The following is a 26,537-nucleotide window of genomic DNA, read 5'->3' as shown; positions in this document are numbered from 1 at the left end:
GACACGCTGCCTGGCCGGCACAATGTTCTTTTTTGACATTAAAACATAACATTGTTATTTTAAAATGCTATATTTGCAATGATTAAACGCCCGTACCGCCATCCACCCTAGCACCAGAGGAAACAATGCGCCTGACCCTATCGACATTCGCCTTCGCCGCGATCACCCTGACACCGGCCCTGCACGCGCAGACCATGATGAGCATCAGCGCCCTGCAAGGCGATGCGGCGCCGCCGCCCGTGGTATTCATTTCCGATCCGGGCCGCGAAGGCCTGTTTTACCTGTCCGGCACGGGTTCCGCCGCCGATGCGGACGGCGCCACGGCCATCCTCAGCGGCAACAAACTGTACCGGCGTTCGTACAGCGGCGCCCTGCACGCCAAGTGGTTTGGCCTGTCGGAAGCGTCGAACAACAATACGCCGGCCGTCACCGCCGCCATCGGCAGGCTGAAAGCGGGCCAGGAACTGGTGATCGACACGGGCCAGTACCGATTCCAGGGCGCACTGCACCTGCCCGCGAACAAACGCATCCGCCTGACTGCGCTGGGCACCCTGTTTTTCGGACCGGGCGACGGCATCATCATTGAAAATACACACGATGTGTACCTGGAAAAAGTCGTGGGCCTGAGCTGGACCAGCGCCACGCCCGATTACAGCAGCTACAGCGGATCGGGCGTCACCCTGCTCAATGCCAGCAATACCAATCTCAACGCGCGCTGGGTCGAGGGCTTCAGGAATGGCATCAAGGTCACGGGCGACGGCACGGCCAAGGGCTCGCAGTACAACAAGGTGCAGTTCAATTTCCTGTACCAGAATGCGGTGGGCATCTACCTGACGACGGAAAGCACGGGCAGCCTGAACTGGGTGAATGAAAATACCTTCACGGGTGGCCGCATCGCGGGCGAAACCGGCTTGCGGGCGGAGAAAGGACCGAACCAGACGGATTACTTCAACGGCAACAAGTTCTATAACATCGGCTTCGAAAGCCTCGTCAACGGCATCGACGTCGACCATTTCAGCCACAACACGATCATTGCGCCCCGCTTCGAGCAGGTGCAGCATGGCATCAATATGAAATCGAATACCTACAGCAATACCTTCATCAGCAGCAGCATTTACGAAGGCAGCTTCGTCGGCGGCGGCGTGGCGGGCAATGCAGGAAAGTACACGACGGTCTTGGGCACCTTGCTGACGGCCGGCGGCATGATGTCGGGGGCGCTCAGCATCTCGAATCAGGAAGGGAAATTTCTTTCCGTCAACAGAGACCCCAGCCACAGCGCCAATGGCGAAACGCTGGGCAAAATCCTGAGCCTGTCCAACCTGGTCAATGTCGTGCCATAACGACGGCACGCGGGCGGCAATGCAAAAAGCCCGGAGAGCAAACTCTCCGGGCTTTTCTTTACTACTGATACTGGTGCGGCTGGCAGGAATTGAACCCACGACCCCTTGGTTCGTAGCCAAGTACTCTATCCAGCTGAGCTACAGCCGCAAACTCTGACACACTTCGCCGGACGGCGCGAAGCTTGAAACTTTCATCACAACCGGGCAAGCCCGGCTCTGGCAATACTGGTGCGGCTGGCAGGAATTGAACCCACGACCCCTTGGTTCGTAGCCAAGTACTCTATCCAGCTGAGCTACAGCCGCAAAACTTCTACAACATTCCATATAACAACATGGAGGTCAAACTTGTTACAACAAAACCAGGCCAAGTCTGATTTTCAGTATTCTGGTGCGGCTGGCAGGAATTGAACCCACGACCCCTTGGTTCGTAGCCAAGTACTCTATCCAGCTGAGCTACAGCCGCGCAGGCAAACATTATAGCGTATTCATTTCGCTTTGAAAAGTTCGATTTTTCAATCGCTTAGCTGATTTTGCAGAATACCGCCCCGCACGATCGACTACCTTTTCACCGCCAAAAAGCTTGCGCCTTTTTATCGCCGAACACTTCTGCTTTCACAGGGGCATCCAGCGAATCGAGAAGTTGCTGTCTCGAAAGAAGCGGGATTATAGGGACTGCTTTCCAGCCTGTCCAGTGCTATCTGCACGCCGCCGCGAAGTGGGCCCGGCATCGGTCGCCACGGGCCGGGCCCCGGGCGCGCAAGCGTGTGGTGGCGGCGCGCCGCTTGGGGCTACAATACCAGCCAGATAAGGGCGCTTGCACTTACACACTGACATGACGGCGGGCACTTCCCATCATGACCCATTTAACTGAGCTCAGCGACGGCAGCGCGGCGTGCCGGCCCGCCGGGAAACGGCGGCCCGGCAGGGCAAGGCAGCTTGTGCGGCAGACTAACTGTTGCAGGATTTCCGATGGCCAAGCATGAACGCAAGCAAGATCTGCTACCGCCATCGGCGCTGCCGAGCCTATCGGACGAGCACCTGAGCAACTTGCTTGAAGGCATCACCGACGGTTTTTGCCTGCTCGACCACGACTGGACCATCCGCTACATCAACACGCGCGGCGCCGACATGCTGGCGCCGCAGCGGCCGCTGGGCGCCAGCCTGGCCGGCAGCAGCCTGTGGCATGCCTGTCCCGGGCTGCCGGGCACGGAAGTGGAAACGCAGTACCGGCACGCCATGGCGCAGCAGCACGGCGGCAGCTTCGAACTGTTTTACCCGCCGCTGGGGCGCTGGCTGGAAATGCGCATCTTCCCCTCCAGTGAAGGACTGACCGCGTATATCCAAGATATCAGCCAGCGCAAGGCGGCCGAGGAAAGCCTGCGCCAGAGCGAGGAAAACTTGCGCGTGCTGGCCAACTCCATACCGCAGCTGGCATGGATCGCCAGCTTCGATGGCACGCTTTCCTGGTACAACCAGCGCTGGCACGACTATACGGGCACCAGCGCCGAACAGATGGCGGGCGACGGCTGGAGCATCGCCTATGACGCGCAGTACCTGCCGCAAATGCTGCTGGGCTTGAAGGCCGCCCTGCGCGACGGCACGCCGTTCGAGATGGAATTCCCCATCCGCGGCCGCGACGGCCAGTACCGCTGGTTCCTGACGCGCGCCAATCCCGTGCACGACCGCGGCGGCCAGCTGCTGCGCTGGTTTGGCACGAGTACCGACGTCGACCAGGTCAAGCGGGCGCAGGAAGCGTTGCGCGACGAGACGCGCGTGCTGGAATTGCTCAATAACACGGGCGCAGCGCTGGCCGGCACGCTCGACCTGCCCGCCCTGCTGCAGGAAACCGTCGATGCGGCCACGCACATCAGCGGCGCGCGCTTCGGCGCCTTTTATTACCATGGCGACGAGCACGCCATACACCGCCACAACGCGGCGCGCGGCGCCCAGACGCCAGCCTTGCCGGCGGCGCGCGCCGTGAGCGGCATCAGCCTGGCCCAGGCCGACGCCATCGCCGCCGAACTGCGCCTGGGGCCGGCAACGCGCCAGAATGACTTGCAGACGGCGCCGGACGGCAACGGTGACGGCGCGCCACCGCTGCGCAGCTGCCTGAGCCTGCCCGTCAGCTCGCGCTCGGGCCAGCTGCTGGGGCGCTTGCTGCTGGGCCACCCGCAGCCGGGCATGTTCAGCGCCCGCAGCGAACGCATCGTCTCGGCCATCGCGGCCCAGGCCGCCGTCGCGCTCGACAACACGCGCCTGTATGCGGCCGCCACGCGCGCCGCCGAGGAACGCAAGGCACTGCTCGACAGTGAACGCGAGGCGCGCGCCGAGGCCGAGCGCACGAATCAGCTGAAAGACGATTTCCTGGCCACCCTGTCGCACGAACTGCGCACGCCCCTGTCGGCCATCCTCGGCTGGGCCCAGGTGCTGCGGCGCGGCACGCGCGACCAGGCCGACCTGCACCGCGGCTTGCAAAGCATCGAACGCAATGCGCGCGCACAGGCGCAGCTGATCGAAGACTTGCTCGACATGAGCCGCATCACTTCCGACAAGGTATTGCTCGACCTGCAAACCCTCGTGCCCGCCAACATCATCGCCTCGGCCATCGAAACCCTGCGCCCGGCGGCGGACGCCAAGCACATCGCCATCCACAGCGACATCGCCAGCGATGCCGGCACCATCACGGCCGATCCCAGCCGCATGCAGCAGGTGATCTGGAACCTGCTGTCGAATGCCCTGAAATTCACGCCGCAAGGGGGACAGGTCGACATCGGCGTGCGCCGCGATGGCGCGCGCCTGGCCATCACGGTGGCCGACAACGGCATCGGCATTAAGAAAGAGTTCCTGCCCCATGTGTTCGACCGCTTCCGCCAGGCCGACGCCTCGACCACGCGCAAGCATGGCGGGCTGGGGCTGGGACTGGCCATCGTCAAACATCTGGTGGAGCTGCACGGCGGCACGGCCACGGCCAGCAGCGCCGGCGACATGCAGGGCGCCAGTTTCACCGTGCGCCTGCCCGTGAATCCGCCAGCCGCGGCGGTACGCAGGCCCGACGGCGGCGCGCCCGCCTTGCGCGACTTGCGCGGCGTCACGGTGCTGCTGGTCGATGACGAGGCCGATGCGCGCGAGCTGACGGAGCGCATCTTGCGCGACAGCCATGCTGACGTACACAGCGCCGACAGCGCCGCACAAGCGCTGCAACTGCTGGCCAGCGTGCAACCGCATGTGCTGGTCAGCGACATCGGCATGCCAGGCGTCGACGGCTTCGACTTGCTGGCGCAGCTACGCGCCTGCGTGCCCGCGGACGCCCTGCCCGCGCTGGCGCTGACGGCGTTTGCGCGGCCGCAAGACCGCCAGCAGGCGCTCGACAGCGGCTTCCAGGCCTACATTTCCAAGCCGCTGGACCCGCTCGAGCTGCTGGCGGCCGTGGCGCAGCTGGCGGCATCCCGCCTGGCCGACGCCCAGTCCTGAAACCGCCCACAAAGATGATGTAAAGAAACAAATTACCCAGAACAAAATGATCATTGCTATGGGTTAGCCTTCCTACTTGCACACGCGGCACTGTCCTACAAGCAACTTACGTCAACTTTGCTACACTGAAACGTAGAAGTACACCTGTACGGCAGGCTGGAGACAGGCGACCTTGGCTGCCAAGAGCGGCGACGGCGAGTTCATGCGCTGTTGTGCGCCCTATCTTGTTGCAAGGCGCTACTATCTTTCCGACCCGCCGTCAGCCGCGCCGCCAGCCCATACGCTGCGGTGAAAGCCAGCGTTGCATTGACCGTATTAACCGAGACCACACATGCCCAGCCAAGATGAGATTTTGAAAGCCAAAATTTTGGTCGTCGACGATTCACCCGACAATGTCGACCTGATGCTGGAAATCCTGCGCGATGCCGGTTATACCAACGTCACGGCCACCATGCGGCCAGCCCAGGTCTGCCCGCTGCACCTGGAGCATTGCTACGACCTGATCCTGCTGGACTTGCAAATGCCTGAACTGAACGGTTTCCAGGTCATGAAAGGCTTGAAAGAAATCGAGCATGGCGGCTACCTGCCCGTGCTGGCGCTGACGGCACAGCCAAGCTTCAAGATCGCCGCCCTGGAAGCGGGCGCGCGCGACTTCATCAGCAAGCCCTTCGACCTGATGGAAGTGCACAAGCGCATCCACAACATGCTGGAAGTGCGCCTGCTGTACAAGGAACTGGCGCAATACAGCAAGCAGCAGCAGGAACTGGCGCTGCATGACCCGCTGACGGGCCTGCCCAACCGGCGCCTGTTGGAAGACCGCATCGAGCACACCTTGCAGCATTCGGCCCGCAACCGCGGCAAGTCGGCCATCCTGTACCTGGACCTGGACGGCTTCAAGGCCATCAACGACAGCTACGGCCACGGCTATGGCGATGAAATCCTGAAAATGGTGGCAACGCGCCTGGTCGGCGCCTCGCGCAAGGAAGACACGGTGGCGCGCATCGGCGGCGACGAATTCGTCATCGTGCTGGGCAACCTGGCCGGCAAGGGCGACGCGCGCGAACCGGCCGCCAAGCTGATCGAAGTCATTTCCGAGCCGTATTTCATCAACGACCTGACCTTGCGCCTGTCGACCAGCATCGGCATCGCCATCTATCCGGACGACGCCAGCTCCGTCGAATCGCTGCTGGGTGCGGCCGACACGGCCCTGTATGAAGCCAAGCGCGCCGGCAAGAACCGCTTTTGCTGCTCGCCGCACGAAGTGATCGTACCGCAAGTCAACATGCAGAAAAGCAGTATCCCCTCGATCGCCTGACCCGCGTTGCCATGACGCACGCAAAAAAAACCGGGCGGCCATGCGGCGACCCGGTTTTTGCCTGTTACACCACGTTATTTCTTACCGGCCGTCACTTCATGCTGGCCCGCATGCTGATGGTCCGTCTGCGCGTTCACGGTGTCCGGCGATACTTCGATGCGCGTGATGCCGGCATCGACGGAAATCGGGTCGCTGGCGGGAAACGTCATTTCCACGGCATCGTCGAGCAATGCCTCCTTGGCCCGCTCCTCGCCGCTCATGCCTTCCTCATCGGCCAGGATGGCCAGCGCGCTGGCCCACTTGACGAAATTGAGGTTGGACAATTCGCGCACGGTGGTCACGCCAAACGCCTGCTGCAAGGCCTTGGCGTCCTTCGCGCTGACGCCGCGCAAGGCGCTGATGGGGGCATTGACGATGTCGCGGAAGCTTTTGCCGGCATAGTCCTGGTCTACGATGGTATCGATATTCATGGCATATCCTTTCATTACGGTAAAAGGGCCGGTACCGCGCCCTGCGCCACGATGGCGGCGATGCTGCACTGAGATGACGCACAGCCACACTATGGCAGCAGCGTGCGGGCCGGTATGTGCGGAGCCGTACGCAAGGAGCCGATGAAAATTTGCCGCCGTGCATGTAACATAATGTTGTGCTTAGCATAAAAATGATGGGAAGAGATTAAAATTGCCGAAAAGACAGAAATTTTCCATCCATGCGCCCTGCGATGAAATCCTCATGTATGATCCACAACTTGAATTTGGTCCTCTCCTCTCACCATTCACGGGGCGCTATGTCCGCACACACAGATCCGAACAAGGAAGCGGCCCAGGCCGATGCGGAACGCGCCGCCGATCTCAGCGAGTTGCTGGGACATGTCAACACCAGCTGGGACAATGAGCGGCGCGCCCTGTCGCGCCAGCTGCACGACAGCCTCGGTTCCTCGCTGACGGCGCTGACCATGCACCTGTCGCTGCTGACGCAAAAGATGCCGCAGGAAGCAGCCCTGCTCGACCGCGCGGCGACCATGAAGCAATTGCTGCTGAATGTGATCGAGACCAATCGCCAGATGCAGATGAAGCTGTGGAACGACAAGCTGGAGTTTCTGGGCGTGAATGTGGCGCTGGGCGAACTGGCCGCGCAATTTGCCGAACAGCACAAGATCACCGTGCGCTGCAGCTTGCCCGAAGATGAACTGATTTGTCCGCGCAACGTGGGCGTGGCCCTGCTGCGCACCCTGGAAGAGGCGCTCAGCAACATCGCCACCCATTCCCAGGCAACGGAAGTGGACATCATCATCGACGACAACGAGGAAGCGCTGATGATGACCATCAAGGATAACGGCGTGGGCTTGCCGGCCAGCGAAGCGGTCGAAATGAGCAAGCACGGCCTGCGTTCCGTGCGCGAGCGCGTGCATTACCTGGGCGGCAGCCTCAGCCTGGCGGCCAACCCGCAAGGCGGCACGGCCCTGACCGTGGTCTTGCCACGCATCACGCCAAAAGCATAATCCCCCGCCGCCTCAGCGCGGCGGCGTCACCATGTCCGGCAGCACCAGCTGCGCGGCGAGCGCGGCGCGGCGTTCGCCCTGACTTGCCAGGCTGGCCCGGTCGCCGGCCAGCACGTGCAAAAAATGTCCAACACGTAGCACCTCCGTCAATGGCGCCGCCAGGGCGGCATCGGCAGGATTACCCGCCTGCGTCCAGGCCAGCGCCAGCAGGCTTTGCCAGACATCAGGCAGCGCCTGCCGCCAGCCGGCCGAGGCGAGGAAGGCGCCGACAGGCTGGCCCAGCAGCACACTCGCGCGCGCCAGCAAGTCTTCGCGCGCCAGTTCGCCAAGCCAGCCTTCGAGTTCGGGACGCCACTGGGGGAAGCTCGCCAGCGGCGCCGGCAGCGCATCCAGGCGCCCGATGAAGCTGGCCCTTCCATAGCCATCCATGCGGAAACGCAATACCTGCCGCATTTTCTCTTCCGCATGATCCTCGCCCGCGCAGGACAGCAGCAACTGGTAAAAGTCGAGCTGCGCCGGCTCCAGGCCCAGGCTGGCCAGGCTGATGAAGCGGTAATCGAACGGGGCCGGCATGGCGGCGCCGGACGGCTGCGTGGAAGTGTCTTGCATGGTTGTCCTCTGCATGGTGGTGGGGAAGGCTGGCATCTTGCCTGAGTATAAAGTGTTTGCAGTGTGCAACCCAGCATCGGCTACACTGGGCAGGTGCGCCCCCGGCGCGCCCTTGGGACATCAAGCAATCAACGACAGGAGATGGCATGCAGCGACTCATCACAACCTTGCTGGCAGCCCTGATGGGCATGGGCGCCGCCCAGGCCGCCGAAAAAGCCGCGCCGCCGCCGGACACGGTCGACAAGCTGGCGTGGCTGGCCGGCTGCTGGCTGGTCGACGGCGCCGAACCCGGTTCCGGCGAACAATGGAGCACGGCCGCCGGCGGCACCATCCTCGGCACCAGCCGCACCGTCAAGGGCGGCAAGACGACGGCCTTTGAATTCGTGCAGATCCGCCTCACCGAGCCGGGCCAGCTGGCCTACATCGTGCAACCGTCGGGCCAGCCGCCCGTCGTCTTCAATCTGTTGCGCCAGGACAAACCGAATGAATTCATCTTCGCCAACCTGGACAACGACTTCCCCAGCCGCATCATCTACCGCCGCGACAGCGAGCGCATCTTGCACGCCAGCATCACCGGCAGCTTGAAGGGCAAGCCCGCCACCATCGACTTCCCCATGACGCGGGGCCGCTGCGAGGCGGCGCCGCTTACGCGCGCCAAATAAAAAAAGGGGCCGCAAGGCCCCTCTTCTGATCCAGAACAAGCCGCTTAGAGCAGCTTGATTAATGCAGCTTGACCTGCGGCGTGCTGCGCTTGATCAGGAAGCGGCCCATGGCCATGACGGCCGTGCGCACGCTGCCCAGCACGGCATTGTGGTGCATCAGGTGCAGGCTGACATACATCATGCGCGCGACAAAACCTTCGACGAACCAGCTCAAGCCCTTGAGCGAACCCATCAGGGTACCGACCGAGGTGGTACGGCCGAACGACACGAGCGAACCGTAGTCCAGGTATTCATATGGCTTGGTTTGCGGCGGCTTGCCCTTCGCCTGCAGCACGAAAGTCTTCAGCAGGTAATCGGCCTGCTGGTGGGCGGCCTGGGCGCGCGGCGGCACCAGCTTGCCATCGGCGCCGGCACAGGCGGCGCAATCGCCGAGCGCATAGATATTCGCATGGCCCTGCACATTGAGCATGCCCGTCACTTCCAGCTGGCCGGCGCGGTTCGTCGGCAAGCCCAGGGTCGAGAGAAATTCGGGCGCGCGGATGCCGGCGGCCCACACGCAGATATCGGCCGCATAGCTGGTGCCGCTGGCCACCGTCACCTGGTCGGCTTCGATCGCCGTCACGCGCGTGTCCGTCACCACCGTGATGCCATGCTTGTGCAGCAGCTTCGAGGCGGCGATGGAGACGCGCTCGGGCAGCGGCGCCAGGATGCGCGGCGCCCCTTCGAGCAGGGTGATGCGCACATCCTTGATGGCGTTCAGATTCTGGAAACCGTAGGCCGCGTACACGCCGCTCGCTTCGCGCAGCTCGGCGGCCAGCTCCACGCCCGTGGCGCCGCCGCCGATGATGACGATGTCGACACCGGGATGGCCGGCGTCGCCCTGGCGCTGCTCGGCCATGGCCAGCAGCTTGAGCAGGGTCAGACGGAAACGCTCGGCATCTTCCGTCGCATTCAGGGAAATCGTGTTTTCCTGGGCGCCGGGAACGCCAAAATAATTCGACGTGCTGCCCACGGCCAACACCAGCTGGTCGTAGCTGACCTGGCGCTGCGGCAACAATTGTTCATCCTTGTCGGTGGCGATGGCGCCCACGGTGAGGCTGTTCGATGCCGCGTCGAGCGCGATCAGGGGACCATACACATAGGTAAAGCCATTGTCGTGCGCCAGCATCTGGTACGACAGGCCTTCCTGGTGAATGTCCAGCGTACCCGCCGCCACTTCATGCAGCGACGGTTTCCAGATATGGTACAGGCGGCTGTCGACCAGGGTTACCTGACCGGCGCCGAGCTTGCGGCTGAGTTTGCAGGCCAGCTCCAGGCCGCCTGCTCCGCCACCTACGATTACGATTTTACTATGCAAAGATCCTCCTGCTTGCTTGTTTAGTCCCTGCGCCCGTTACCGTTGCCATGGCCTCTGCCCGGATTGTCATCATGCTTGTCGCGCTTGCCTTCATGTTTATCGCGCTTGTCATCATGCTTGTCAAAGTGCTTGTCATGCTTGTCGTGCCTGTCGTCATGACGGCCGCGGTCGCCGTAATCGGGACGGCCATGGTCGCCATGCTGCTGGCGGTAACGGGGCACATACTGGTTGTTGTACCAACTATCCTGGACGAAATATACTTCTTGGTTACAGGCATTATACTTGCGGCAGTGCTTGGACCAGTTTTTCGCATGGCCGGGCGGCACGCGCAAATAGATGGGGCGGGCCGAATAGTATTGGGGGCGCTGCACGATGACAGGCTGGGCATAGATCAATTGCGGCGCGGGATAGTCGCCTATGTCGAGGCGTCCGTAAAAGCCGGGCTGGCCCACGGTGACGGAGACGCCGACCTGGGCAACGGCTGCGGTGGCTGCCGACAGCAGGACGGCGGCGAGAATGAGGGTTTTCATGGAGACACTCCTTTTATCAGTTATGTCTCAATTGTAGACCTTGTGCAGCATGCCGTTTGTTCGCAAGGACACATAGGGATAGCCGTGTCCATTTCACCACAACTTGCCCAGGGGTACGACCAAGCCACTGAACAGCGACCAGTCCGGCGACGCCCCCGTCAGGCCGCGCGCCACGCCGAGATCGATGGCCAGCCGCGGCGTGGGACTGTAGGTGGCGGCCAGCAAGAGCTGTGCCGTGGCTGGCGCGCCGCGCAGGCGCGTGCCCGACACTTCCGCCGTGGCGCCCCAGCGCGTACTGACGGGCGTGGAAAACGACGCCGCCCAGCCCGTTTGCACGGTGCCCGTGCCGGGCTCCGATGCGCCCAGGCGCGTGGCGTTCAGGTTCATATCCATGTGCACGGCGCCAAGGTCGCGGCTGAAAATGCCATTGAGCGACAGGTCGCTCTTGCCGCTGCCGATGGCGTCCTTGGCCGTCGGCGCCTTCCAGCCCAGTTCCAGGCCCAGCGCCGTGGCGCTGTCGAGCACGAATGCCCGCTTGAGCACGACGGTCGTGTCGCCCACGCCCGTTTCGCGCCGCCCCGTTTCATCGCGCGCGCGGACGAAAGCCTCGCCTTCGAGCAAGATGCCCCACTCGGGACTGAACGCCAGTTTGAAGGTGTACGGCAGGCTGGCGCGGCGCGCGCCGTCCGTTTTCGACAGCAGGCCGCCGGCCTCGAATTCCAGCTGGCCCGGCGCGGGCAGCTGGGCGGGACTGGCGACGGAAGGACGGTAAGGCAGGACGGGATCGCCGTCCTGCGCCTGCGCCGGCGGCGCCAGCAGCAGGGAAAGCATGAATAGCGGGCTCAAGAGCGGCAAGAGGCGTGACAGCGGCGGCATACGAGTCCCGGCAAGAGTAGGCGATGGCGACAGCCTACCACCGCTGCGCCACTTATGCCTGGCCAACGGCTGTCAGGCCAGCCGGCGCACGCCGTGCCTGAACGCTGGCGCCGGCCGGCGCAGCGGCGTCACATTGCTGGCCGGCGGCACGGCGATGCGTTCGGCCTGGGCATGCAGGCGGAACACGCCCACCAGCTCCGTCAAGGTTTGCGCCTGATCCTGCAGCGATTCGGCAGCGGCCGCCGCCTCTTCCACGAGGGCCGCGTTTTGCTGCGTCACCTGGTCCATTTGCAGCACGGCCTGGTTGACTTGCTCGATGCCGGCGCTCTGCTCGGCGCTGGCGGCCGTGATTTCCTGCATGATGTCGGCCACCTGGCGCACGCTGGTGACGACCTCATCCATCGTCCTGCCCGCGTCATGCACGAGCCTGGAGCCGATTTCCACCTGTTCGACGGAGTCGCCGATCAGGATCTTGATTTCCTTGGCGGCACTGGCCGAGCGCTGCGCCAGGTTGCGCACTTCGGCCGCCACGACGGCGAAGCCGCGCCCCTCCTCGCCCGCCCTGGCCGCTTCCACTGCCGCGTTCAAGGCGAGGATATTCGTCTGGAAGGCGATGCCGTCGATGACGCTGATGATGTCGACGATCTTGCGCGAGGAGGCGTTGATCGATTCCATCGTCTGCACCACCTGCCCCACCACGGCGCCGCCCTTGCCGGCCACGTCCGAGGCGGCGCCGGCCAGCACATTGGCCTGGCGCGCATTGTCCGCGTTCTGGCGCACGGCCGACGTCAGTTCCTCCATCGACGAAGCCGTTTCTTCCAGCGAGCTGGCCTGCTCTTCCGTGCGCGACGACAGGTCGAGGTTGCCCTGGGCGATTTCGCCGGACGCCGTATTGATGGTATCCGTGCCCGAGCGCACCTGGCTGACGATGCCCACCAGCTTGTCGCGCATGGTTTTCATGGCGTACAGCAGGCTGGCGCTGTCGTGGCTTGCCGTGCGGATATCCACGGTGAGGTCGCCCTCGGCGATGGCGCCCGCGATCCGGACGGCATACGCGGGTTCGCCGCCCAGCTGGCGCGTCAGGGCGCGCGTGATCAGTGCGCCCAGGGCCAGCCCGGCGGCCATGCTGCCCAGCACCAGCGCAATCATGAAAGTACGGCTGGCCTGGTACACGCTGGACGCCTGGTCGGCCGCCGCCTTGGCCCGTTCCTCTTTCTGCAAGGACAGTTTTTCCAGCACGCCATCGAGTTCGTCGGCATGCTGGCGCGTCTTGTTCAGCAGCTCCGTCAATGCGGTGCTGCGCTGGGCCAGCGGCTCGGCTGCCGCCAGGGTCAGCGCCTGCTGCATGGTCGCCGTGTATTCGGCTTCGACAGTGGCAAAGCGGGCAAACAGCTCCTTGGCGGCCGCCGTGACGAACAGGGGCTGGGCCTTGGCCAGGTTGCTTTTATTGGTTTCGAGAAATTTGGCGATATCGGCCTGGCGCCGGCTGCGCTCCTCGGCCGTGGTAGCCAGCAGGAAATTGCTGCGCGCCCGGCCCACCTTGATCAAGGCGATATTGGCTTCCTTGATATACGACAAACCCAGCAATTCATTGTTGTACATCTGGCCAGCCATGGTGTCGATCTTGCCCATGTTGAAGATACCGATGCCGGCCACGATGGCCCCCATCAGGGCGACACAGAAAAATGCCGCCAGCAAGCGCGTTCCCACCTTCATCTGATTCAGCATGATTTCCCCTTTTCACCTTGCCCGGCGCCACCGCCTGGTACGGCGGCACAACGGGGACGATCAGCGTTTACAAGAAACGTAATAGCTTGAATATAAAGAAAAAAGGGCAGAAAAAATGCTCGGATTGTCACCAAACGACAATTCCTTGATTTAGAGCAACATGCAAAACGGCTTGCCATGCTAGGCAAGCCGTTCCTGCGGATTAATGTCCCGCGTGCCCGCCCGGCTTGCGTACCGTCATCTCGACGCCACGGCTGGCTGCCGGCTTGCCCGCCCCCTGGGCGCGCACCGGTTCCGGCAAGGCGCCCGTCCATTCATGGGCCACGCTGCCGGCCGGATGCTTGTACCAGCCAGGGTCGCGGTAATCGCCGGGCTTCTGGTCCTTGCGCACCTTTACCGTGGTAAACATGCCGCCCATGCCGATGGCGCCGAACGGGCCGTCGCCGGCCATCATCGGCAAGGTGTTGTCGGGAATCGGCATCTGCATCTCGCCCATGTCGGCCATGCCGCGCTCGCCCATCACCATGTAACCGGGCACCAGCTGGTTGATCTTTGCCGCCACGCCCTGGTGGTCGACGCCGATCATGGTCGGCACGTCATGCCCCATGGCATTCATCGTGTGGTGCGACTTGTGGCAGTGGAAAGCCCAGTCGCCCAGGTCCGTGGCCGTGAATTCCACGGCGCGCATCTGACCCACGGCAATATCCGTCGTCACTTCGGGCCAGCGCGATTCGGGGCGCGTCCAGCCCCCATCCGTGCCCGTCACCTCGAATTCATGGCCATGCATGTGGATCGGGTGGTTCGTCATGGTGAGGTTGCCCACGCGCACGCGCACCTTGTCGCCCTGGCGCACCACCATCGGGTCGATGCCGGGGAAGACGCGGCTGTTGAAGGTGAACAGGTTGAAATCCGTCATAGTCATGATCTTCGGCGTGTAGCTGCCGGGGTCGATGTCGTAGTTGCTGAGCAAGAAGACGAAATCGCGGTCCACCTTCATGAAATTCGGGTCTTTCGGGTGCGTCACCCAGAAACCCATCATGCCCATCGCCATCTGCGTCATTTCATCGGCATGAGGGTGGTACATGAAGGTGCCGGGCCGCTTGGCAACGAATTCATAGACGAAGGTCTTGCCAGGCGGAATACCTGGCTGCGTCAGCCCCGTGACGCCATCCATGCCGTTCGGCAAGCGCTGTCCATGCCAGTGCACGCTCGTGTGCTCCGGCAATTTGTTGGTGACGAAAATGCGCACCCGGTCGCCCTCCACCACTTCGATGGTGGGCCCCGGCGACTGGCCGTTGTAGCCCCACAGGTTGGCCTGCATGCCGGGCGCCAGTTCGCGCACGACGGGCTCGGCCACGAGGTGGAATTCCTTGACGTTGTTGTTCATGCGCCAGGGCAAGGACCAGCCATTCAGCGTGACGACGGGATGGAAGGGGCGGCCGTTCGGCGGCGGTGGCGGCGCTGTCGTTGCCGCACCGGCCATGCTGACGGCTTCCGGCAGCGACGCCGCGCCGACGCGGCTGACGGCAGCCGCACTCAGGGCGACGGCGCCCGCATTCATGAAAAAGTTTCTACGTGTAATCATCATTATTCCTTGTCGGCAGGGCCGCTGCCATTGATGGCCGATTGCAATGCCGTTTGGGCGATCCAGAAATCGCGCTGGGTCTCGATGGCGCCATTCACGCTGCTCACCTGCTCGCGGGCGTCCGCCAGCAGCTCGAACACGCTGGCCAGCATGCCGTTGTAGCGCAGCAATACTTCATGCGAGATCGTCTTGCGCAGCGGCACGACTTCATCGCGGTAGTGGCGCGCCAGGTCGTAAGCCGTGCGGTAACTGGAGTAGGCCTCGCGCACTTCCGAGCGGGCCCGTACGGCCGTGCCCGCCGTGCGCTGCAGCGACTGCTCGTACAAGGCTTGCGCCCTGGCGTTGCGCGCCGTGCCCCAGTCAAACAGGGGCAGTTCCAGCGAGACCTCGTAGCCATTCTCGCGCGGCGCTCCGCTGCTGCTCTTGTTGGTATAACCCACGTCGAGCACGTTGATGAAGCCCGTCACCTTCGACAGGCCCAGCGCGTCGGCCGTCGCGTGCGCGTCGAGTTTGCTCATCTGCACGTCGAGGCGCTGCTCCATGGCCTGCGCCTCGATATTGCCGGCGTCGGCCGGGGTGGCCGGCAAGTCGGGCAGGCGCGACGGCAAGGTGAAGCTGGTCTGCTTGCCCCACAGGCCCAGCAAACGCGTCAGGTGCTCGCGCGTCGCCGTCGCCTGGTGGCGCGCGCGCGCCAGGTCGCCCACGGCGTCCGCGTAAAACACTTGCTGGCGCGCCTGGTCGAGGCGGCTCCAGTTGCCCGCCTGCTGCAGGCGCGTGGCCAGCTGCGCGCCCGCCTCGGCCGACACCAGCGCCCGCTGCATGAACGCTTCCGTCTGCACGGCCGCGACGGCGGTGAAGTAGGCGCGGCGCGTGTCCGCCGCCAGCTGCACGGCAGACGATGCCGCCTGCAGCTTGGCTTGCTCGAATCGGCCCCGCTCGATATTCACGCGCAGGGGCATGGTCAGCAAGCCGGCCAGGTCGAAACTGACGCCGCGGTCGATTTCATTGCCATGGCTGCCGTGCGAGCGGCCGAACGACAGTCCCGGGTTGCGCAAGCGCCCCGCCTGCACGAGGTCGGCCTCGGACGCGCCCAGCTGGGCCAGTGCCGCTTTCATGCCATGGTTGTTCATCAGGGCGATGCGCACGGCGCTGTCGGCATCCAGCGGCTGGGCCAGCAGCTGCGCCAGCTTGTCCTCGCCGCCCTTGTCCGCCAGCGCGGCGGGAGCGCCCGTGCGGGCATCGGCCAGTGCGGCGACGGCCTGCATGCCGCCATCCTGGCTGAAACTGGCGCAGCCGCCGAGCAGCAGGGCGGCAGCCAGGGCCAGCGGCGTCAGGCAATACGATGTCTTGAAACGGCTCATCTCAATGCCCCTCATGGTGGTGTTGCGGGGCCGGCTGGTCGGCCGGCTTGGCATCGGGCTTGGGCATGGCGTGCCCCATCGGCATCGTGTGGCCCGGCATGGCATGGCCGTCCATCTTGTGGCCGTCCATCTTCATCATGCCCATGTGGCCGCCGGCGTCGCCAACCTTCCGGTTCAGGGCGCGCCAGGACTGGTCCGGCGTGGCCTCGTCTTCGGCGGCGGGACGGTAGCCGGCGAAGGCGGAGCGGTAAGTGGTGGCCGGCACGGCTGCTTGCGCCGCTTGCGGGGCGGCGGGGCCGGGCGTTGCGGCGGCAGGGCTGGCGGCACTGGCGGCCAGCGGTAGCGCCGCAAGCGCAACGCCGGTGGCCAGCGCAAGGCTGAACAGGTGTTTCATGATATTCCTAGAATGACAGGGTATGGCGCGGCAAGCGCGCCGGAGGAACGCCGGGGCGGCCGCCGCGACGTGCAGGGACGTGCGACGGCGGCGCCGCCAGGTTCAACGGGCGGTCAGGCGGAGTGCGTGCTTCTCGGGGGACGTTCGGGACCGGACGGTATGTGCCCGGCGAACAGGGAATCGGGCGCCAGCGCCGGGGGCGGCGCGCGCAGGGTCAAGGCTTGCAGCGGCGGCATGCCGGGCGGAGCCGTGGCACCCGCCGTGCAGGCGCCATGGTTGCTGCAATCGTGGCCATGGTGCGTGGCGCCGCCATCGTCCATGGCCATTTTCATCGGCTGGTCCTGCATGTGCATGCCGGCCATATCGCCCATGTCGTGGCACTCGGGAGCCTGCGCCTGCGCCGGCGCCTGCATGGCGGCGACGCTGACGGCCACCGCAAGCTCGTCCACGCAGCAGCTGCGCATGGCCGACGCAAAGCCCTGCAGGGGCAGCGTGACGGCCAGCAGCCAGAGCAGCGAGCGGGCGAGAAAGCGGAAAAAGGCACGGTTCATGGCATGACTATAAACCTTCCCACACGAGGAAGGTCAAGTCCCTATTTCAGTTCGTTTGCCGTGCGTCAGCCAGATCAGGTACACGCCGTAGTAGCCCTGCCCTTCAAATAGGACCTGGCCATCGGCAAAATGGATTTTCTCCACTTGATTGACGGTGAAATACGCGCGGCCATCGGCCGCCTCGACGTCGCCCCAGTAGCGGGCGCGGGGCCGGCAGTAGCCGCTGGCGCGCCCGATGGCCCCCATCAGGTCGCCGATCATGAAGTCGTCCAGCATCTCGGCCAGCAGGGGCCGATGGCCCGCCAGCATGGCCGTGATGTCGGGATAGCCGGCCTGCATCAGCTGGGGCAAGTCGCTTTCCTCGTACCGCAGGTCGTCTTCGCGGCAAGTCTGGATGAAACTGTTGAACGGCCCGTCGAGCAGGCCCGCCAGCGCCGTTTCCGGCACGCTCAGGCGAAACGGGTGCAGCGGCAGCACGCTGTGCTGGCCATAGTTGAGTTCGCGGCAGTCGAGGAAGGCCAGCGGGTGCAACCGGCCACCGACCTGGCAGCGAATGCCGGATGCCGGGCCGTCCGCCATCAGCTGCCCATCCCCGCCGCCCGCATCAGCAGGCGCATCGCCCAGGCGGCCAGGCCCAGCGTCGCCACGCTGGCCAGCCAGATGCCGGCCATCCAGGCCAGTCGTTTCCACCATGCTTGTTGTCCTTGTTTAAATTGTTTCATCAATGATATCCATCTTCCGGCCGGACTTTGCCACGAAACACATAATATGACCACACTGTATACATCAGGATCACGGGCAGGATGAACAGCGCGCCCACCAGCGTAAAGCCCTGGCTTTGCGGCGGCGACGAGGCTTGCCAGATCGTCACGGACGGCGGGATGATGTGCGGCCACACGCTGATGCCCAGACCGCTGTAGCCGAGAAACACCAGCGCCAGCGTGGCCAGGAATGGTGCCGCCTGCCGCCGACGCCGCACGGCGCGCTGCAGCAACCAGCCCGCGCCCAGCACCAGCAGCGGCACGGGCAGGAAGCAGAACAGTTGCGGCAGCGCAAACCAGCGCGCGGCGATGGCCGGGTCGACCAGCGGCGTCCAGGCGCTGATGACGGCGATGACGGCCAGCAGCAGCCACGCGAGCACGCGCGTGACGCGATAGGCGTGGTCTTGCAGGCTGCCCTGCGTCTTCATGATCAGCCAGGTACTGCCCAGCAAGGCATACGCCACCACGAGGCCGGCGCCCGTGAACAGGGAAAACGGCGTCAGCCAGTCCAGCGCGCCGCCCGCATAGCTGCGGCCCGCCACCGGCATGCCCTGGATGTAGGCGCCCAGGGTGACGCCCTGGAAGAAGGCGGCCGCCACCGAGCCGGCGATGAAGGCCTTGTCCCAGAAATGGCGCTCGTGCTCGCGCGCCTTGAAGCGGAATTCAAACGCCACGCCGCGGAAGATCAGGCCCATCAGCATGAAGCTGAGCGGCAAATAGCAGGCGCTCAACACCACGGAATAGGCGAGCGGAAAGGCCGCCAGCATGCCGGCGCCGCCCAGCACCAGCCAGGTTTCATTGCCGTCCCAGACGGGCGCCACCGTATTCATCATCACGTCGCGGTCGCTCTTCTCCGGGAAAAACGGATACAGGATGCCGATGCCCAGGTCAAAGCCGTCCATCACGACATACATCATAATGCTGAACAGGATAATGATGGCCCACAGCAGTGGCAGATCAATGCCCATGAGAATTTCCTCCTTGTGCCTGCTCTTCAAGATGCGCGGCCGACATGGGTCGCGCAGGCGTGCGTTCCCGGCCCGGCCCGCCGTGCTCGACGCGTTCGCCTTCGTGCGGCTGCGGCCCCACCTTGATCAGGCGCAGCAGATAGCCGATGCCGGCGCCAAACACGGCGAAATAGATGACAACAAACAAGACCAGGGTGATGCCCAGCTGAATGGCGCCATGCGCGGAGACGGCGTCCTCGGTGCGCAGCAAACCGTAGACGGTCCACGGCTGGCGGCCGATCTCCGTCGTGTACCAGCCGGCCAGCATGGCCACCAGCCCGCTCGGCCCCATGCACAGGGCGCAGCGCAGGAAGGCGCGCGAACGCCACAGCGCGCCGCGCCGGCGCAGCCACGCGCCCCACGCGGCCAGGGCGATCATCAGCATGCCCAGCCCCGCCATGATGCGGAAGGACCAGAACACGACGGGCGAATTGGGCCGGTCGCGCGGCGCGAATTCCTTCAGCGCGGGGATCGTGCCATGCCAGTCATGCGCCAGGATCAGGCCGCCCAGGCGGGGGATTTCCACCTTGTACAGGGTTTCCTCGCGCGCCATGTCGGGCCAGCCGAACAGGATCAGCGGCGTGCCCGCCTCGCCCGTATTCTCCCAGTGGCCTTCCATGGCGGCAATCTTGGCCGGCTGGTGCGCGAGCGTATTCAAGCCGTGCAAGTCGCCGATGACGGCCTGCAGCGGCGCGACGACGAGCAGCATAGCCAGGCCCATCGTCATCATCTTGCGGATGGCCGCGTTGTCATTGCCACGCAGCAAATGCCAGGCGGCCGACGCCACCACCAGCAGCGCCGTGGCGAGGAAGGCGGCCATGCTCATGTGCAGCAGCCGGTACGGGAACGAAGGGTTGAAGATGACGGCCAGCCAGTCGACGGGCACGACGCGCCCGTCGATGATGGCATGGCCCTGCGGCGTCTGCATCCAGCTGTTCGAAGCGATGATCCACGTGGCCGAGATCAGGGTGCCCAGCGCCACCATGGCCGTGGCGAACATGTGCAGGCCGGGGCCGACGCGGTGCCAGCCGAACAGCATGACGCCGAGGAAGCCCGCTTCCAGGAAGAAGGCCGTCAGCACTTCATAGGCCAGCAGCGGACCCGTGATGCTGCCCGCATAGTCGGAAAAGAAACTCCAGTTGGTGCCGAACTGGTAAGCCATGACGAGGCCCGAGACGACGCCCATGCCAAAGTTGACGGCGAAAATCTTCGACCAGAAATGGTACAGGTCGCGGTACACGCCGTCGCGCGTGCGCAGCCACGCCGCTTCCAGCACCGTCAGGTAACTGGCCAGGCCGATGGTAATGGCAGGAAAAATGATGTGGAATGAGATGGTGAAGCCGAACTGGACGCGCGCCAGTTCCAAAGCAGTAAGCCCTAACATGATGCCTTCCCGACGTCTGTCGTCTTTGTATTACCCAGGCCTCCACTCTAGGCTTTCGCGGTAAAACATAACAGACTCAGAATCGGGAGAAAACATAGGATCAGTTTGGCGTTTCTCGCATGACAAGGCCAAACCGATCGAAGCGAAAGCGCCTCAGGCGGGCTCCGTGATGCCCACGCAATTGCGCCCGTTTTCCTTGGCGACATACAGGGCCGCATCGGCGGCGCGCAGCACGGCATCCGCATCGCCGGCCGCCTGCTCGGACGAGACGACGCCCAGCGATACCGTCACGGCTCCCGCGCCGGGAATGACGGCGTCGGCCACCCTGGCGCGCAGGCGCTCGGCCACCTGCATGGCCACGTCGAGGTCGGCGTCGGGCAAAAGCATGATGAATTCGTCGCCGCCGTTGCGGCACAGCACGTCGGCATCGCGCGAACAGGCGCGCATCAGCTGCGCCAGGCGCAGGATGACGTCGTCGCCCACGCCATGGCCCCAGCGGTCGTTGACTTGCTTGAAATGGTCGATATCGATGGCGATCACGGAAAACGGCCGCGCCTGCGCCTGCCAGGCGTCCAGCGCCGCCGCCATGCCGCGCCGGTTGGACAGGCCCGTCAGCGGGTCCGTCTGCACGTCGGACTTCAGCTTGCCGATCTTGTTCTGCAACAAGGCCAAGCCCTTCAGCAAGGCTTTCTTGATCTGCGCCGCCTCCACATACCAGGAGCGGATGGCCGCGATGTGCTCGGCCGTACCCGCTGCATCCATGCGCCGCGCGCCGTCGGCCAGCTGCACCAGCGGCCGCGAAATCAGGCTGGCCAGCCACCAGATGAATGGCAGGCTCAGCAAGGCGATCGGCAGCGAATGCCACAGCGTGTTGAGCATCAGCTGGTTCAGCGGCGCCAGGGTCATGGCCGTCGGGCGCTGCGCGACGATGCCCCAGCCCGTCGACGGCATGACGGCGTAGCCGGCCAGCATGTCCACGCCCAGGCTGTTGTCCATGCGCCGGTTGCCGCCGCCCTGCTGCGCGATGATGGCGTCGATCACTTCATTGCGGCCCGCCAGGTCGCCCAGACGTTCGGGATCCGGGTGGTACAGCAGGCGCCGCTTCTGGTCCACCACGTACAGGTAGGAACCGTCGCGGTAGTAGTGCTGGCCCAGCATGGTGTACAGGATGTTTTTCTGTTTCAGGTAGATGCTGCCGCCCACATAGCCGAGGTAGCGCCCGTCCTTGCCGACGATGGGATGCGAGACGAACACGACCAGGTTGCCTGCCGAGGACACGTACGGCTGCGTGACGAGGGGCCGGCGTTCGCGCAGCGCCTGCACGGCGCCCGCCGAGTCGAGCTGGCGGTGCTTGAGGGCCAGCGTTTCCGGCGACACGCCCAGCACCTTGCCATGGGCGTCGACGATGAGCACGGAATTGAAGCTGTTCGTTTGCAGGCGCAGCCGCTGCGCCTCGGCCGTCAGCCAGGCGTCGTCGGCCATGCGCGACGGCAGGCCGCCGGCGCTGTAGGCCAGCTGCTGGCGCGCCGACTGCAGGAAATCCTCGGCCGTGCTGGCCAGCTTGCTCGCATACGCATGGTTCGCTTCCAGCGTGGTGTCGATCAGCAACTGGCGCTGCACGCGGTAGCTGGCGTAAAACGTATTGGCCAGCGCAACCAGGGCGCTGGCAAAGGCCACGAGCACGATCAGGCGGCGCAAGTTCATGCGCAGAACAGGTTTAGTCCACATGGCGTCAGCGGGAAGTAGGTAGTGTACGGGTGGTGTTGCGCTAAAGAAAGGGCGCATTATACCGAGACAGCCGTGCCAACATTGAAATCTTGGCATCAATCAGCGGGGAATGTGTACAGGCGGCAACGACAGGCGCTGCCGCCTTGATCTGCGTCAAAGGCCAGGCATCGAGCCCGCGCCTTCCAGCACGCCGCCTCAGGCGTGGATCGCGTGCTTGCGGACCCAGTCCACATAGCGCTGCATCCAGCCCTGGAAGAAGCCCAGGCTGGCGGGACCGATGCCGCCATGCTCGTCGAACAGGCCGTCCTTGGCCTGGATAAACATCTCGGGCTGGCCCAGCAGCGGCACGTCGAGGTAGGCCAGCACATTGCGCAAATGCTGCTGCGCCAGGGCCGTGCCCGTGGCGCCCACGGAGACGCCGAGCACGGCGCCCGGCTTGCCGCCCCACACGCTCTGGCCATACGGACGCGAGCCATGGTCGAGGGCGTTTTTCAGCACGCCGGGAATCGAACGGTTGTATTCGGGAGTAAGGAAGAGCAAGGCTTGCGCGTCGGAAATTTCCGTTTTCAGGCGCAGCACCTGCTCGGCCTGCGCGCCGTCGTCGTCCTGGTCATACAGCGGCAAGTCGCCAATCTCGATATGCTTGAAAGAAAACTCGGGCGGCGCCAACTTGATGATGGCGTCGGCCAGCTTGCGGTTGAAGGAATCCTTGCGCAGGCTGCCGACGATGATCGCAACGTTATATTGACTCATAGAAATCCCCGCTGATGGTTAAAGAAAAGCCCCGGAGTGAAGCTCACACCGGGGCTATCTTGCCACACAATCATCGGTTTCGCGCTGCCTAGCGTGCGCTCTGGGCCAGGCCCCGGTATTCGCGGTAATAACGCCCGCCCAGGTTGGTCAGCACTTCATAGCCGATGGTATTGGCCATGGCCGCCACGGCGTCGACCGGGTGTTCGGCGCAGATCAGGTCGACCAGGCTGCCCGGCGCGACGCGCTCCCGGGCGATGGCGCTGACGTCCAGGGTGATGGAATCCATCGAGATGGCGCCGATCTGCGGCACTTTCACCCCGTCGACGATGGCCAGGCCCTGGTTGCTCATGCTGCGCAGCCAGCCATCGGCGTAGCCGACGGACACGGTGGCCACCTGGCGCGGCTCGCTGGCCGTGTAGCGGCGGCTGTAGCCCACGTGGTCGCCGGCGGCGATCGTGCGCGTCTGCATGACCTTGCCTTGCAGGCGCACCACGGGCCGCAGCGGGTTCGGCGCATCCGGGTGCGGGGCGATGCCGTACAGCGCGGCACCGGGCCGCACGAGGTCAAAATGAAAATCGGGCGACAAAAAGATGCCCGAGGAATTGGCCAGGCTGGCGCGGTATTGCGGCAAACGGGCGCGGATGGCGATGAAGCGCGCCAGCTGCTCGCCATTCATCGGGTTACTGCGCTCGTCGGCGCAAGCGAGGTGGCTCATGATGTAGCGCACCTTGATGCCGTCAAGAAAGTGTTCATCGGCCAGCCAGCCGTCGATTTCCTGCGGGGACAGGCCCATGCGCGACATGCCGCTGTCGACCTGCACGATGGCGTTCAGGGTGGTACCCAGCGCTTTTGCGTGGGCACGCCAGCCGGCCACCTGCGGTTCGCTGTTGAGGACGGGCGTCAAGCCATGGGCCGTGAACTCGCCTTCCGTGCCGACAGGCGGGCCGTGCAGCACGAAGATGTCGGCGTCGGGCGCCACGTGCGGACGCAGGCTGATGCCCTCTTCCAGGTGGGCCACGAAAAAGTGGCGGCAACCCTCTTCATACAGGGCCGCGCCCACTTGCGCGGCACCCAGGCCGTACGCGTCGGACTTCACGACGGCCGAGCAGGCTGCCGGGTGGGCCTTGTCGCGCAGCAAGCGGTAGTTGGCGCGCACGGCATCGAGGTCCACCGTCAATATAGCGCCGCTACGTTCCTTCGGGGGCATGCTGGCCGCCATCTCAGGCCACCGCGTGTTGCAGTTTGCCATTGCCCTGCGCGCCGCTGTAGCGGCTGACGGACAGGTCGTCGGCCAGAATGGCCGGCTTTTTCGACGACATCAGGTCGGCCAGCAATTGCGCCGAACCGCAGGACATGGTCCAGCCCAGTGTGCCGTGGCCCGTGTTCAGGAACAGGTTGCGCAGCGGCGTGCGGCCGACGATGGGCGTGCCATCCGGCGTCATCGGGCGCAAGCCCGTCCAGAACGTGGCCTCGGCCGTGTTGCCGCCGCCTGGAAACAGGTCGTTGACGACCATTTCCAGCGTTTCGCGGCGGCGCGGGTTCAAGCCCAGGTTGTAGCCGGCGATTTCCGCCATGCCGCCGACGCGGATGCGGTCGTCGAAACGGGTCACGGCGATCTTGTAGGTTTCATCGAGGATGGTCGACACGGGCGCCTTGGCCGCGTTGACGATAGGCACGGTGATCGAATAGCCCTTCAGCGGATACACGGGGATGTCCAGCAGCGGCTTCATGAAGCCCGTCGAGTAGGAACCGAGCGCCACCACGTAGGAATCGGCCTTGACGATTTCCGCGCCACATTGCACGCCGACAATTTCATCGCCCTGCGTCAGCAACGCATCGATCGCCACGCCATAGCGGAACTTCACGCCCAGCGCCACGGCCATCTCGGACAGGCGCGTGGTAAACAGCTGGCAATCGCCCGTTTCATCGTTGGGCAGGCGCAGGCCGCCGAACAGCTTGCCTTTCACGGCTTCCAGGGCCGGCTCGGCGCGCGACAGTTCATCGCGCTGCAGCACTTCATACGGCACGCCCGCATCCTTGAGCACTTCGATATCCTTGGCCGCGTCGTTGTATTGCTTTTCAGTGCGGAACAATTGCATCGTGCCTTGCTGACGGCCTTCATATGTGATGCCGGCTTCGGCGCGCAGCACCTTGAAGCAATCGCGGCTGTATTCGGCCAGGCGCACCATGCGTTCCTTGTTGACGGCATACGCTTCCGGTGTGCAATTACGCAACATCTGCCACATCCATTTCAGCTGGGCGGCGCTGCCGTCGAGCGAGATGGCCAGCGGCGCGTGGCGCTGCATCATCCACTTCACGGCCTTCAGCGGAATGCCGGGCGCGGCCCAGGGCGACGCGTAGCCGGGCGAGATTTGCCCCGCGTTGGCGAAGCTGGTTTCCAGTGCCGGGCCCGGCTGGCGGTCGATGACGGTGACCTCATGTCCTGCCTTGGCCAGATAGTAAGCACTGGTGACGCCGATGACGCCGCTACCCAGAATCACGATACGCATAGTTTCCTCATTATATTTTTTAGGCTAGTGCCAGATTTACCGCTATCATATTGGGAATGACCCAGTATTTGTTCACGTATAAATCGAGAATTTCAGCAATAAATCATGAGAATACTTAAAGAATCGGCACGCGGACTGGATAAGCTGGACCGCCATATCCTGCGCATCCTGCAGCAGGATGGCCGTATCTCGATGAAAGACCTCGGCGAACAGGTGGGCCTGTCCATCACACCCTGCATCGAGCGGGTCAAGCGCATGGAGCGCGACGGCGTCATCACCGGCTATCACGCCAAGGTGAACCCGGCCGCGCTGGGCGCCAAGCTGCTCGTCTTTGTGGAGATTACGCTGAATCAGAAATCGGCGTCCGCCTTCGAGCAATTTCGCCGCGAAGTGTTGCAAATTCCCGAAGTGCAGGAATGCCACCTGGTGTCGGGCGACTTCGATTACCTGATCAAGGCGCGCATCCATGAAATGGCCGAGTACCGCAAGTTGCTCGGCGACATGCTGCTGCAGCTGCCCGGTGCCGCCCAGTCGAAAAGCTATGTGGTGATGGAAGAAATCAAGGAAACCCTGGCCCTCTCGACCGAGGTGCTGCAGAACCGGTAAAGGTACCGGTTACCGGTACCGACAGCATCGAATTTTGCGACTTTGTATAATCTGGTAGCACATTAGCCGCTTCGCAAGCACACTCCTGTCATGACATCACGCCCGTCCCCTCTGAGATTGGAAGCAGTGATGCACACCGGGAGTCCTTATGAACACATTGATGAAACTGGCATTTTCCTGCCTCGCGGGCCTGGCCGTGGCCATGTGCACCGCCAGTGAATACAAAGTCAACCGCGCGCCAGCCAACGGCGCCATCTATCAAAGCATTACCGTCGGCAAGACCACCCGCCTCGACCTCGACGCGGCCCTGGGCAACGCCACCGTCGTCAGCTTCGATCCTGGCTATGAAGTGTGGGTCTACAAGAACCAGCTGCAGACACCGAGCGTGGCGCGCCTGCTGCCCCTGCTGGGCCAGAAAGGCACGCGCGAAGTAGCCGTCGTGTTCGACCAGGCGGGCGTGGTCAGCAAGTACCGCATCCACGAGCCGCGCAAGTAAGCGGTTCGGCGA

At 64.0% G+C, this 26,537-nt stretch carries 25 protein-coding genes and 3 tRNA genes; 7 read left to right on the top strand and 21 right to left on the bottom strand.

Translation table 11 applies throughout. The features are described from left to right. Positions 1-125: 125 nt before the first annotated feature. Positions 126-1,340, top strand: a complete 1,215-nt coding sequence (locus tag O0880_RS08475) for a hypothetical protein (RefSeq protein WP_071323018.1) — start codon at positions 126-128, stop codon at positions 1,338-1,340. A 71-nt stretch (positions 1,341-1,411) separates the two neighbouring features. Here the strand turns inward: O0880_RS08475 and O0880_RS08470 are convergent. From O0880_RS08470 to O0880_RS08460, 3 genes are all read right to left on the bottom strand, one after another. After that, positions 1,412-1,488 (bottom strand) — tRNA-Arg (locus O0880_RS08470). Positions 1,489-1,566: 78 nt separating this feature from the next. Beyond that, positions 1,567-1,643: transfer RNA gene (locus O0880_RS08465), tRNA-Arg, on the bottom strand. 83 nt (positions 1,644-1,726) lie between these two features. Next, positions 1,727-1,803 (bottom strand) — tRNA-Arg (locus tag O0880_RS08460). 506 nt (positions 1,804-2,309) lie between these two features. On the opposite strand from O0880_RS08460, the gene O0880_RS08455 reads away from it, so the two are divergent. Both O0880_RS08455 and O0880_RS08450 read left to right on the top strand, forming a co-directional pair. Further along, positions 2,310-4,811, top strand: coding sequence for an ATP-binding protein (locus O0880_RS08455; RefSeq protein WP_289885987.1), 2,502 nt, complete (start codon positions 2,310-2,312; stop codon positions 4,809-4,811). A 331-nt stretch (positions 4,812-5,142) separates the two neighbouring features. Further along, entirely contained in the window at positions 5,143-6,126 is a 984-nt protein-coding gene (locus tag O0880_RS08450) for a diguanylate cyclase (RefSeq protein ID WP_071323016.1), read from the top strand. Positions 6,127-6,200: 74 nt separating this feature from the next. Here O0880_RS08450 and O0880_RS08445 read toward each other — a convergent pair whose 3' ends face one another. Next, complete coding sequence (locus O0880_RS08445; RefSeq protein ID WP_289885986.1) at positions 6,201-6,596, bottom strand: hypothetical protein; 396 nt, start codon at positions 6,594-6,596, stop codon at positions 6,201-6,203. A 317-nt stretch (positions 6,597-6,913) separates the two neighbouring features. On the opposite strand from O0880_RS08445, the gene O0880_RS08440 reads away from it, so the two are divergent. Then, entirely contained in the window at positions 6,914-7,627 is a 714-nt protein-coding gene (locus tag O0880_RS08440; RefSeq protein ID WP_071323014.1) for an ATP-binding protein, read from the top strand. Positions 7,628-7,639: 12 nt separating this feature from the next. Here the strand turns inward: O0880_RS08440 and O0880_RS08435 are convergent, their stop codons facing one another. After that, the gene (locus O0880_RS08435) at positions 7,640-8,236 is read right to left on the bottom strand and encodes a hypothetical protein (RefSeq protein ID WP_289885984.1); all 597 of its coding nucleotides are present in this window, start codon (positions 8,234-8,236) and stop codon (positions 7,640-7,642) included. A 146-nt stretch (positions 8,237-8,382) separates the two neighbouring features. On the opposite strand from O0880_RS08435, the gene O0880_RS08430 reads away from it, so the two are divergent. Then, entirely contained in the window at positions 8,383-8,898 is a 516-nt protein-coding gene (locus tag O0880_RS08430) for a DUF6265 family protein (RefSeq protein WP_289885983.1), read from the top strand. Between the two features lie 58 nt (positions 8,899-8,956). Here the strand turns inward: O0880_RS08430 and O0880_RS08425 are convergent, their stop codons facing one another. The 16 genes from O0880_RS08425 to O0880_RS08350 all read right to left on the bottom strand — a co-directional run bounded on the left by O0880_RS08425 (position 8,957) and on the right by O0880_RS08350 (position 25,423). After that, entirely contained in the window at positions 8,957-10,255 is a 1,299-nt protein-coding gene (locus O0880_RS08425) for an NAD(P)/FAD-dependent oxidoreductase (RefSeq protein WP_071323011.1), read from the bottom strand. Between the two features lie 20 nt (positions 10,256-10,275). Continuing rightward, on the bottom strand, positions 10,276-10,785 hold the full coding sequence (locus tag O0880_RS08420) for a hypothetical protein (RefSeq protein WP_071323010.1): 510 nt from the start codon (positions 10,783-10,785) through the stop codon (positions 10,276-10,278). A 93-nt stretch (positions 10,786-10,878) separates the two neighbouring features. Then, positions 10,879-11,616 carry a transporter gene (locus O0880_RS08415; RefSeq protein WP_289885982.1) on the bottom strand — a complete coding sequence of 246 codons (738 nt, stop codon included), beginning with the start codon at positions 11,614-11,616 and terminating at the stop codon, positions 10,879-10,881. A gap of 117 nt (positions 11,617-11,733) precedes the next feature. Further along, positions 11,734-13,389, bottom strand: coding sequence for a methyl-accepting chemotaxis protein (locus tag O0880_RS08410; RefSeq protein WP_289885981.1), 1,656 nt, complete (start codon positions 13,387-13,389; stop codon positions 11,734-11,736). A gap of 202 nt (positions 13,390-13,591) precedes the next feature. Further along, positions 13,592-14,974, bottom strand: coding sequence for a copper oxidase (locus O0880_RS08405; RefSeq protein ID WP_289887325.1), 1,383 nt, complete (start codon positions 14,972-14,974; stop codon positions 13,592-13,594). 2 nt (positions 14,975-14,976) lie between these two features. Next, entirely contained in the window at positions 14,977-16,335 is a 1,359-nt protein-coding gene (locus O0880_RS08400; protein WP_289885980.1) for a TolC family protein, read from the bottom strand. Position 16,336: 1 nt separating this feature from the next. Further along, a complete protein-coding gene (locus tag O0880_RS08395) occupies positions 16,337-16,729 on the bottom strand; it encodes a hypothetical protein (protein ID WP_289885979.1) in 393 nt (130 codons plus the stop codon). 113 nt (positions 16,730-16,842) lie between these two features. Further along, positions 16,843-17,280 carry a hypothetical protein gene (locus O0880_RS08390; protein WP_071323005.1) on the bottom strand — a complete coding sequence of 146 codons (438 nt, stop codon included), beginning with the start codon at positions 17,278-17,280 and terminating at the stop codon, positions 16,843-16,845. A gap of 33 nt (positions 17,281-17,313) precedes the next feature. Continuing rightward, positions 17,314-17,859, bottom strand: coding sequence for a hypothetical protein (locus tag O0880_RS08385; RefSeq protein WP_289885978.1), 546 nt, complete (start codon positions 17,857-17,859; stop codon positions 17,314-17,316). Continuing rightward, complete coding sequence (locus O0880_RS08380; RefSeq protein WP_289885977.1) at positions 17,859-18,002, bottom strand: DUF2474 domain-containing protein; 144 nt, start codon at positions 18,000-18,002, stop codon at positions 17,859-17,861. Before O0880_RS08380 ends, O0880_RS08385 begins: the two co-directional genes overlap by 1 nt. After that, entirely contained in the window at positions 18,002-19,009 is a 1,008-nt protein-coding gene (gene cydB, locus O0880_RS08375; RefSeq protein ID WP_289885976.1) for a cytochrome d ubiquinol oxidase subunit II, read from the bottom strand. The genes O0880_RS08380 and cydB overlap by 1 nt, the downstream gene beginning before the upstream one ends. Continuing rightward, complete coding sequence (locus O0880_RS08370) at positions 18,999-20,432, bottom strand: cytochrome ubiquinol oxidase subunit I (RefSeq protein ID WP_289885975.1); 1,434 nt, start codon at positions 20,430-20,432, stop codon at positions 18,999-19,001. Before O0880_RS08370 ends, cydB begins: the two co-directional genes overlap by 11 nt. Positions 20,433-20,585: 153 nt before the next feature. Further along, the gene (locus tag O0880_RS08365; RefSeq protein WP_289885974.1) at positions 20,586-22,136 is read right to left on the bottom strand and encodes a sensor domain-containing diguanylate cyclase; all 1,551 of its coding nucleotides are present in this window, start codon (positions 22,134-22,136) and stop codon (positions 20,586-20,588) included. Between the two features lie 219 nt (positions 22,137-22,355). After that, positions 22,356-22,913: an NAD(P)H-dependent oxidoreductase gene (locus O0880_RS08360; RefSeq protein WP_071323002.1), complete on the bottom strand. Its 558-nt coding sequence runs from the start codon at positions 22,911-22,913 to the stop codon at positions 22,356-22,358. 88 nt (positions 22,914-23,001) lie between these two features. Next, positions 23,002-24,120: an alanine racemase gene (gene alr, locus O0880_RS08355; protein ID WP_232251193.1), complete on the bottom strand. Its 1,119-nt coding sequence runs from the start codon at positions 24,118-24,120 to the stop codon at positions 23,002-23,004. A gap of 13 nt (positions 24,121-24,133) precedes the next feature. Next, positions 24,134-25,423 carry a D-amino acid dehydrogenase gene (locus O0880_RS08350; protein WP_071323000.1) on the bottom strand — a complete coding sequence of 430 codons (1,290 nt, stop codon included), beginning with the start codon at positions 25,421-25,423 and terminating at the stop codon, positions 24,134-24,136. A gap of 105 nt (positions 25,424-25,528) precedes the next feature. On the opposite strand from O0880_RS08350, the gene O0880_RS08345 reads away from it, so the two are divergent. Both O0880_RS08345 and O0880_RS08340 read left to right on the top strand, forming a co-directional pair. Beyond that, positions 25,529-26,029 carry an Lrp/AsnC ligand binding domain-containing protein gene (locus tag O0880_RS08345; RefSeq protein WP_071322999.1) on the top strand — a complete coding sequence of 167 codons (501 nt, stop codon included), beginning with the start codon at positions 25,529-25,531 and terminating at the stop codon, positions 26,027-26,029. A 148-nt stretch (positions 26,030-26,177) separates the two neighbouring features. Beyond that, entirely contained in the window at positions 26,178-26,525 is a 348-nt protein-coding gene (locus O0880_RS08340) for a hypothetical protein (protein WP_156894739.1), read from the top strand. The last annotated feature ends 12 nt before the right edge of the window (positions 26,526-26,537 follow it).

The sequence above is a fragment of the Janthinobacterium sp. SUN118 genome, from assembly GCF_030397695.1.
Classification (GTDB): Bacteria; Pseudomonadota; Gammaproteobacteria; order Burkholderiales; family Burkholderiaceae_D; genus Janthinobacterium.
Note: the sequence above shows the minus strand (reverse complement) of the source record. Positions and strands in the feature narration are given on the sequence as shown.

Excerpts from the sequence above, each read along its gene's own strand:
- O0880_RS08405 (WP_289887325.1), bottom strand. The coding sequence starts at position 14,974 with ATGATTACACGTAGAAACTTTTTCATGAATGCGGGCGCCGTCGCCCTG.
- O0880_RS08380 (WP_289885977.1), bottom strand. The coding sequence starts at position 18,002 with ATGAAACAATTTAAACAAGGACAACAAGCATGGTGGAAACGACTGGCC.
- O0880_RS08345 (WP_071322999.1), top strand. The coding sequence starts at position 25,529 with ATGAGAATACTTAAAGAATCGGCACGCGGACTGGATAAGCTGGACCGC.
- O0880_RS08415 (WP_289885982.1), bottom strand. The coding sequence starts at position 11,616 with ATGCTTTCCCTGCTGCTGGCGCCGCCGGCGCAGGCGCAGGACGGCGAT.
- O0880_RS08475 (WP_071323018.1), top strand. The coding sequence starts at position 126 with ATGCGCCTGACCCTATCGACATTCGCCTTCGCCGCGATCACCCTGACA.
- O0880_RS08350 (WP_071323000.1), bottom strand. The coding sequence starts at position 25,423 with ATGCGTATCGTGATTCTGGGTAGCGGCGTCATCGGCGTCACCAGTGCT.
- O0880_RS08435 (WP_289885984.1), bottom strand. The coding sequence starts at position 8,236 with ATGCAAGACACTTCCACGCAGCCGTCCGGCGCCGCCATGCCGGCCCCG.
- O0880_RS08410 (WP_289885981.1), bottom strand. The coding sequence starts at position 13,389 with ATGCTGAATCAGATGAAGGTGGGAACGCGCTTGCTGGCGGCATTTTTC.
- O0880_RS08390 (WP_071323005.1), bottom strand. The coding sequence starts at position 17,280 with ATGAACCGTGCCTTTTTCCGCTTTCTCGCCCGCTCGCTGCTCTGGCTG.
- O0880_RS08420 (WP_071323010.1), bottom strand. The coding sequence starts at position 10,785 with ATGAAAACCCTCATTCTCGCCGCCGTCCTGCTGTCGGCAGCCACCGCA.
- O0880_RS08450 (WP_071323016.1), top strand. The coding sequence starts at position 5,143 with ATGCCCAGCCAAGATGAGATTTTGAAAGCCAAAATTTTGGTCGTCGAC.
- O0880_RS08360 (WP_071323002.1), bottom strand. The coding sequence starts at position 22,913 with ATGAGTCAATATAACGTTGCGATCATCGTCGGCAGCCTGCGCAAGGAT.
- cydB (WP_289885976.1), bottom strand. The coding sequence starts at position 19,009 with ATGGGCATTGATCTGCCACTGCTGTGGGCCATCATTATCCTGTTCAGC.
- O0880_RS08385 (WP_289885978.1), bottom strand. The coding sequence starts at position 17,859 with ATGGCGGACGGCCCGGCATCCGGCATTCGCTGCCAGGTCGGTGGCCGG.
- O0880_RS08340 (WP_156894739.1), top strand. The coding sequence starts at position 26,178 with ATGAACACATTGATGAAACTGGCATTTTCCTGCCTCGCGGGCCTGGCC.
- alr (WP_232251193.1), bottom strand. The coding sequence starts at position 24,120 with ATGCCCCCGAAGGAACGTAGCGGCGCTATATTGACGGTGGACCTCGAT.
- O0880_RS08365 (WP_289885974.1), bottom strand. The coding sequence starts at position 22,136 with ATGAACTTGCGCCGCCTGATCGTGCTCGTGGCCTTTGCCAGCGCCCTG.
- O0880_RS08370 (WP_289885975.1), bottom strand. The coding sequence starts at position 20,432 with ATGTTAGGGCTTACTGCTTTGGAACTGGCGCGCGTCCAGTTCGGCTTC.
- O0880_RS08400 (WP_289885980.1), bottom strand. The coding sequence starts at position 16,335 with ATGAGCCGTTTCAAGACATCGTATTGCCTGACGCCGCTGGCCCTGGCT.
- O0880_RS08430 (WP_289885983.1), top strand. The coding sequence starts at position 8,383 with ATGCAGCGACTCATCACAACCTTGCTGGCAGCCCTGATGGGCATGGGC.
- O0880_RS08440 (WP_071323014.1), top strand. The coding sequence starts at position 6,914 with ATGTCCGCACACACAGATCCGAACAAGGAAGCGGCCCAGGCCGATGCG.
- O0880_RS08395 (WP_289885979.1), bottom strand. The coding sequence starts at position 16,729 with ATGAAACACCTGTTCAGCCTTGCGCTGGCCACCGGCGTTGCGCTTGCG.
- O0880_RS08455 (WP_289885987.1), top strand. The coding sequence starts at position 2,310 with ATGGCCAAGCATGAACGCAAGCAAGATCTGCTACCGCCATCGGCGCTG.
- O0880_RS08445 (WP_289885986.1), bottom strand. The coding sequence starts at position 6,596 with ATGAATATCGATACCATCGTAGACCAGGACTATGCCGGCAAAAGCTTC.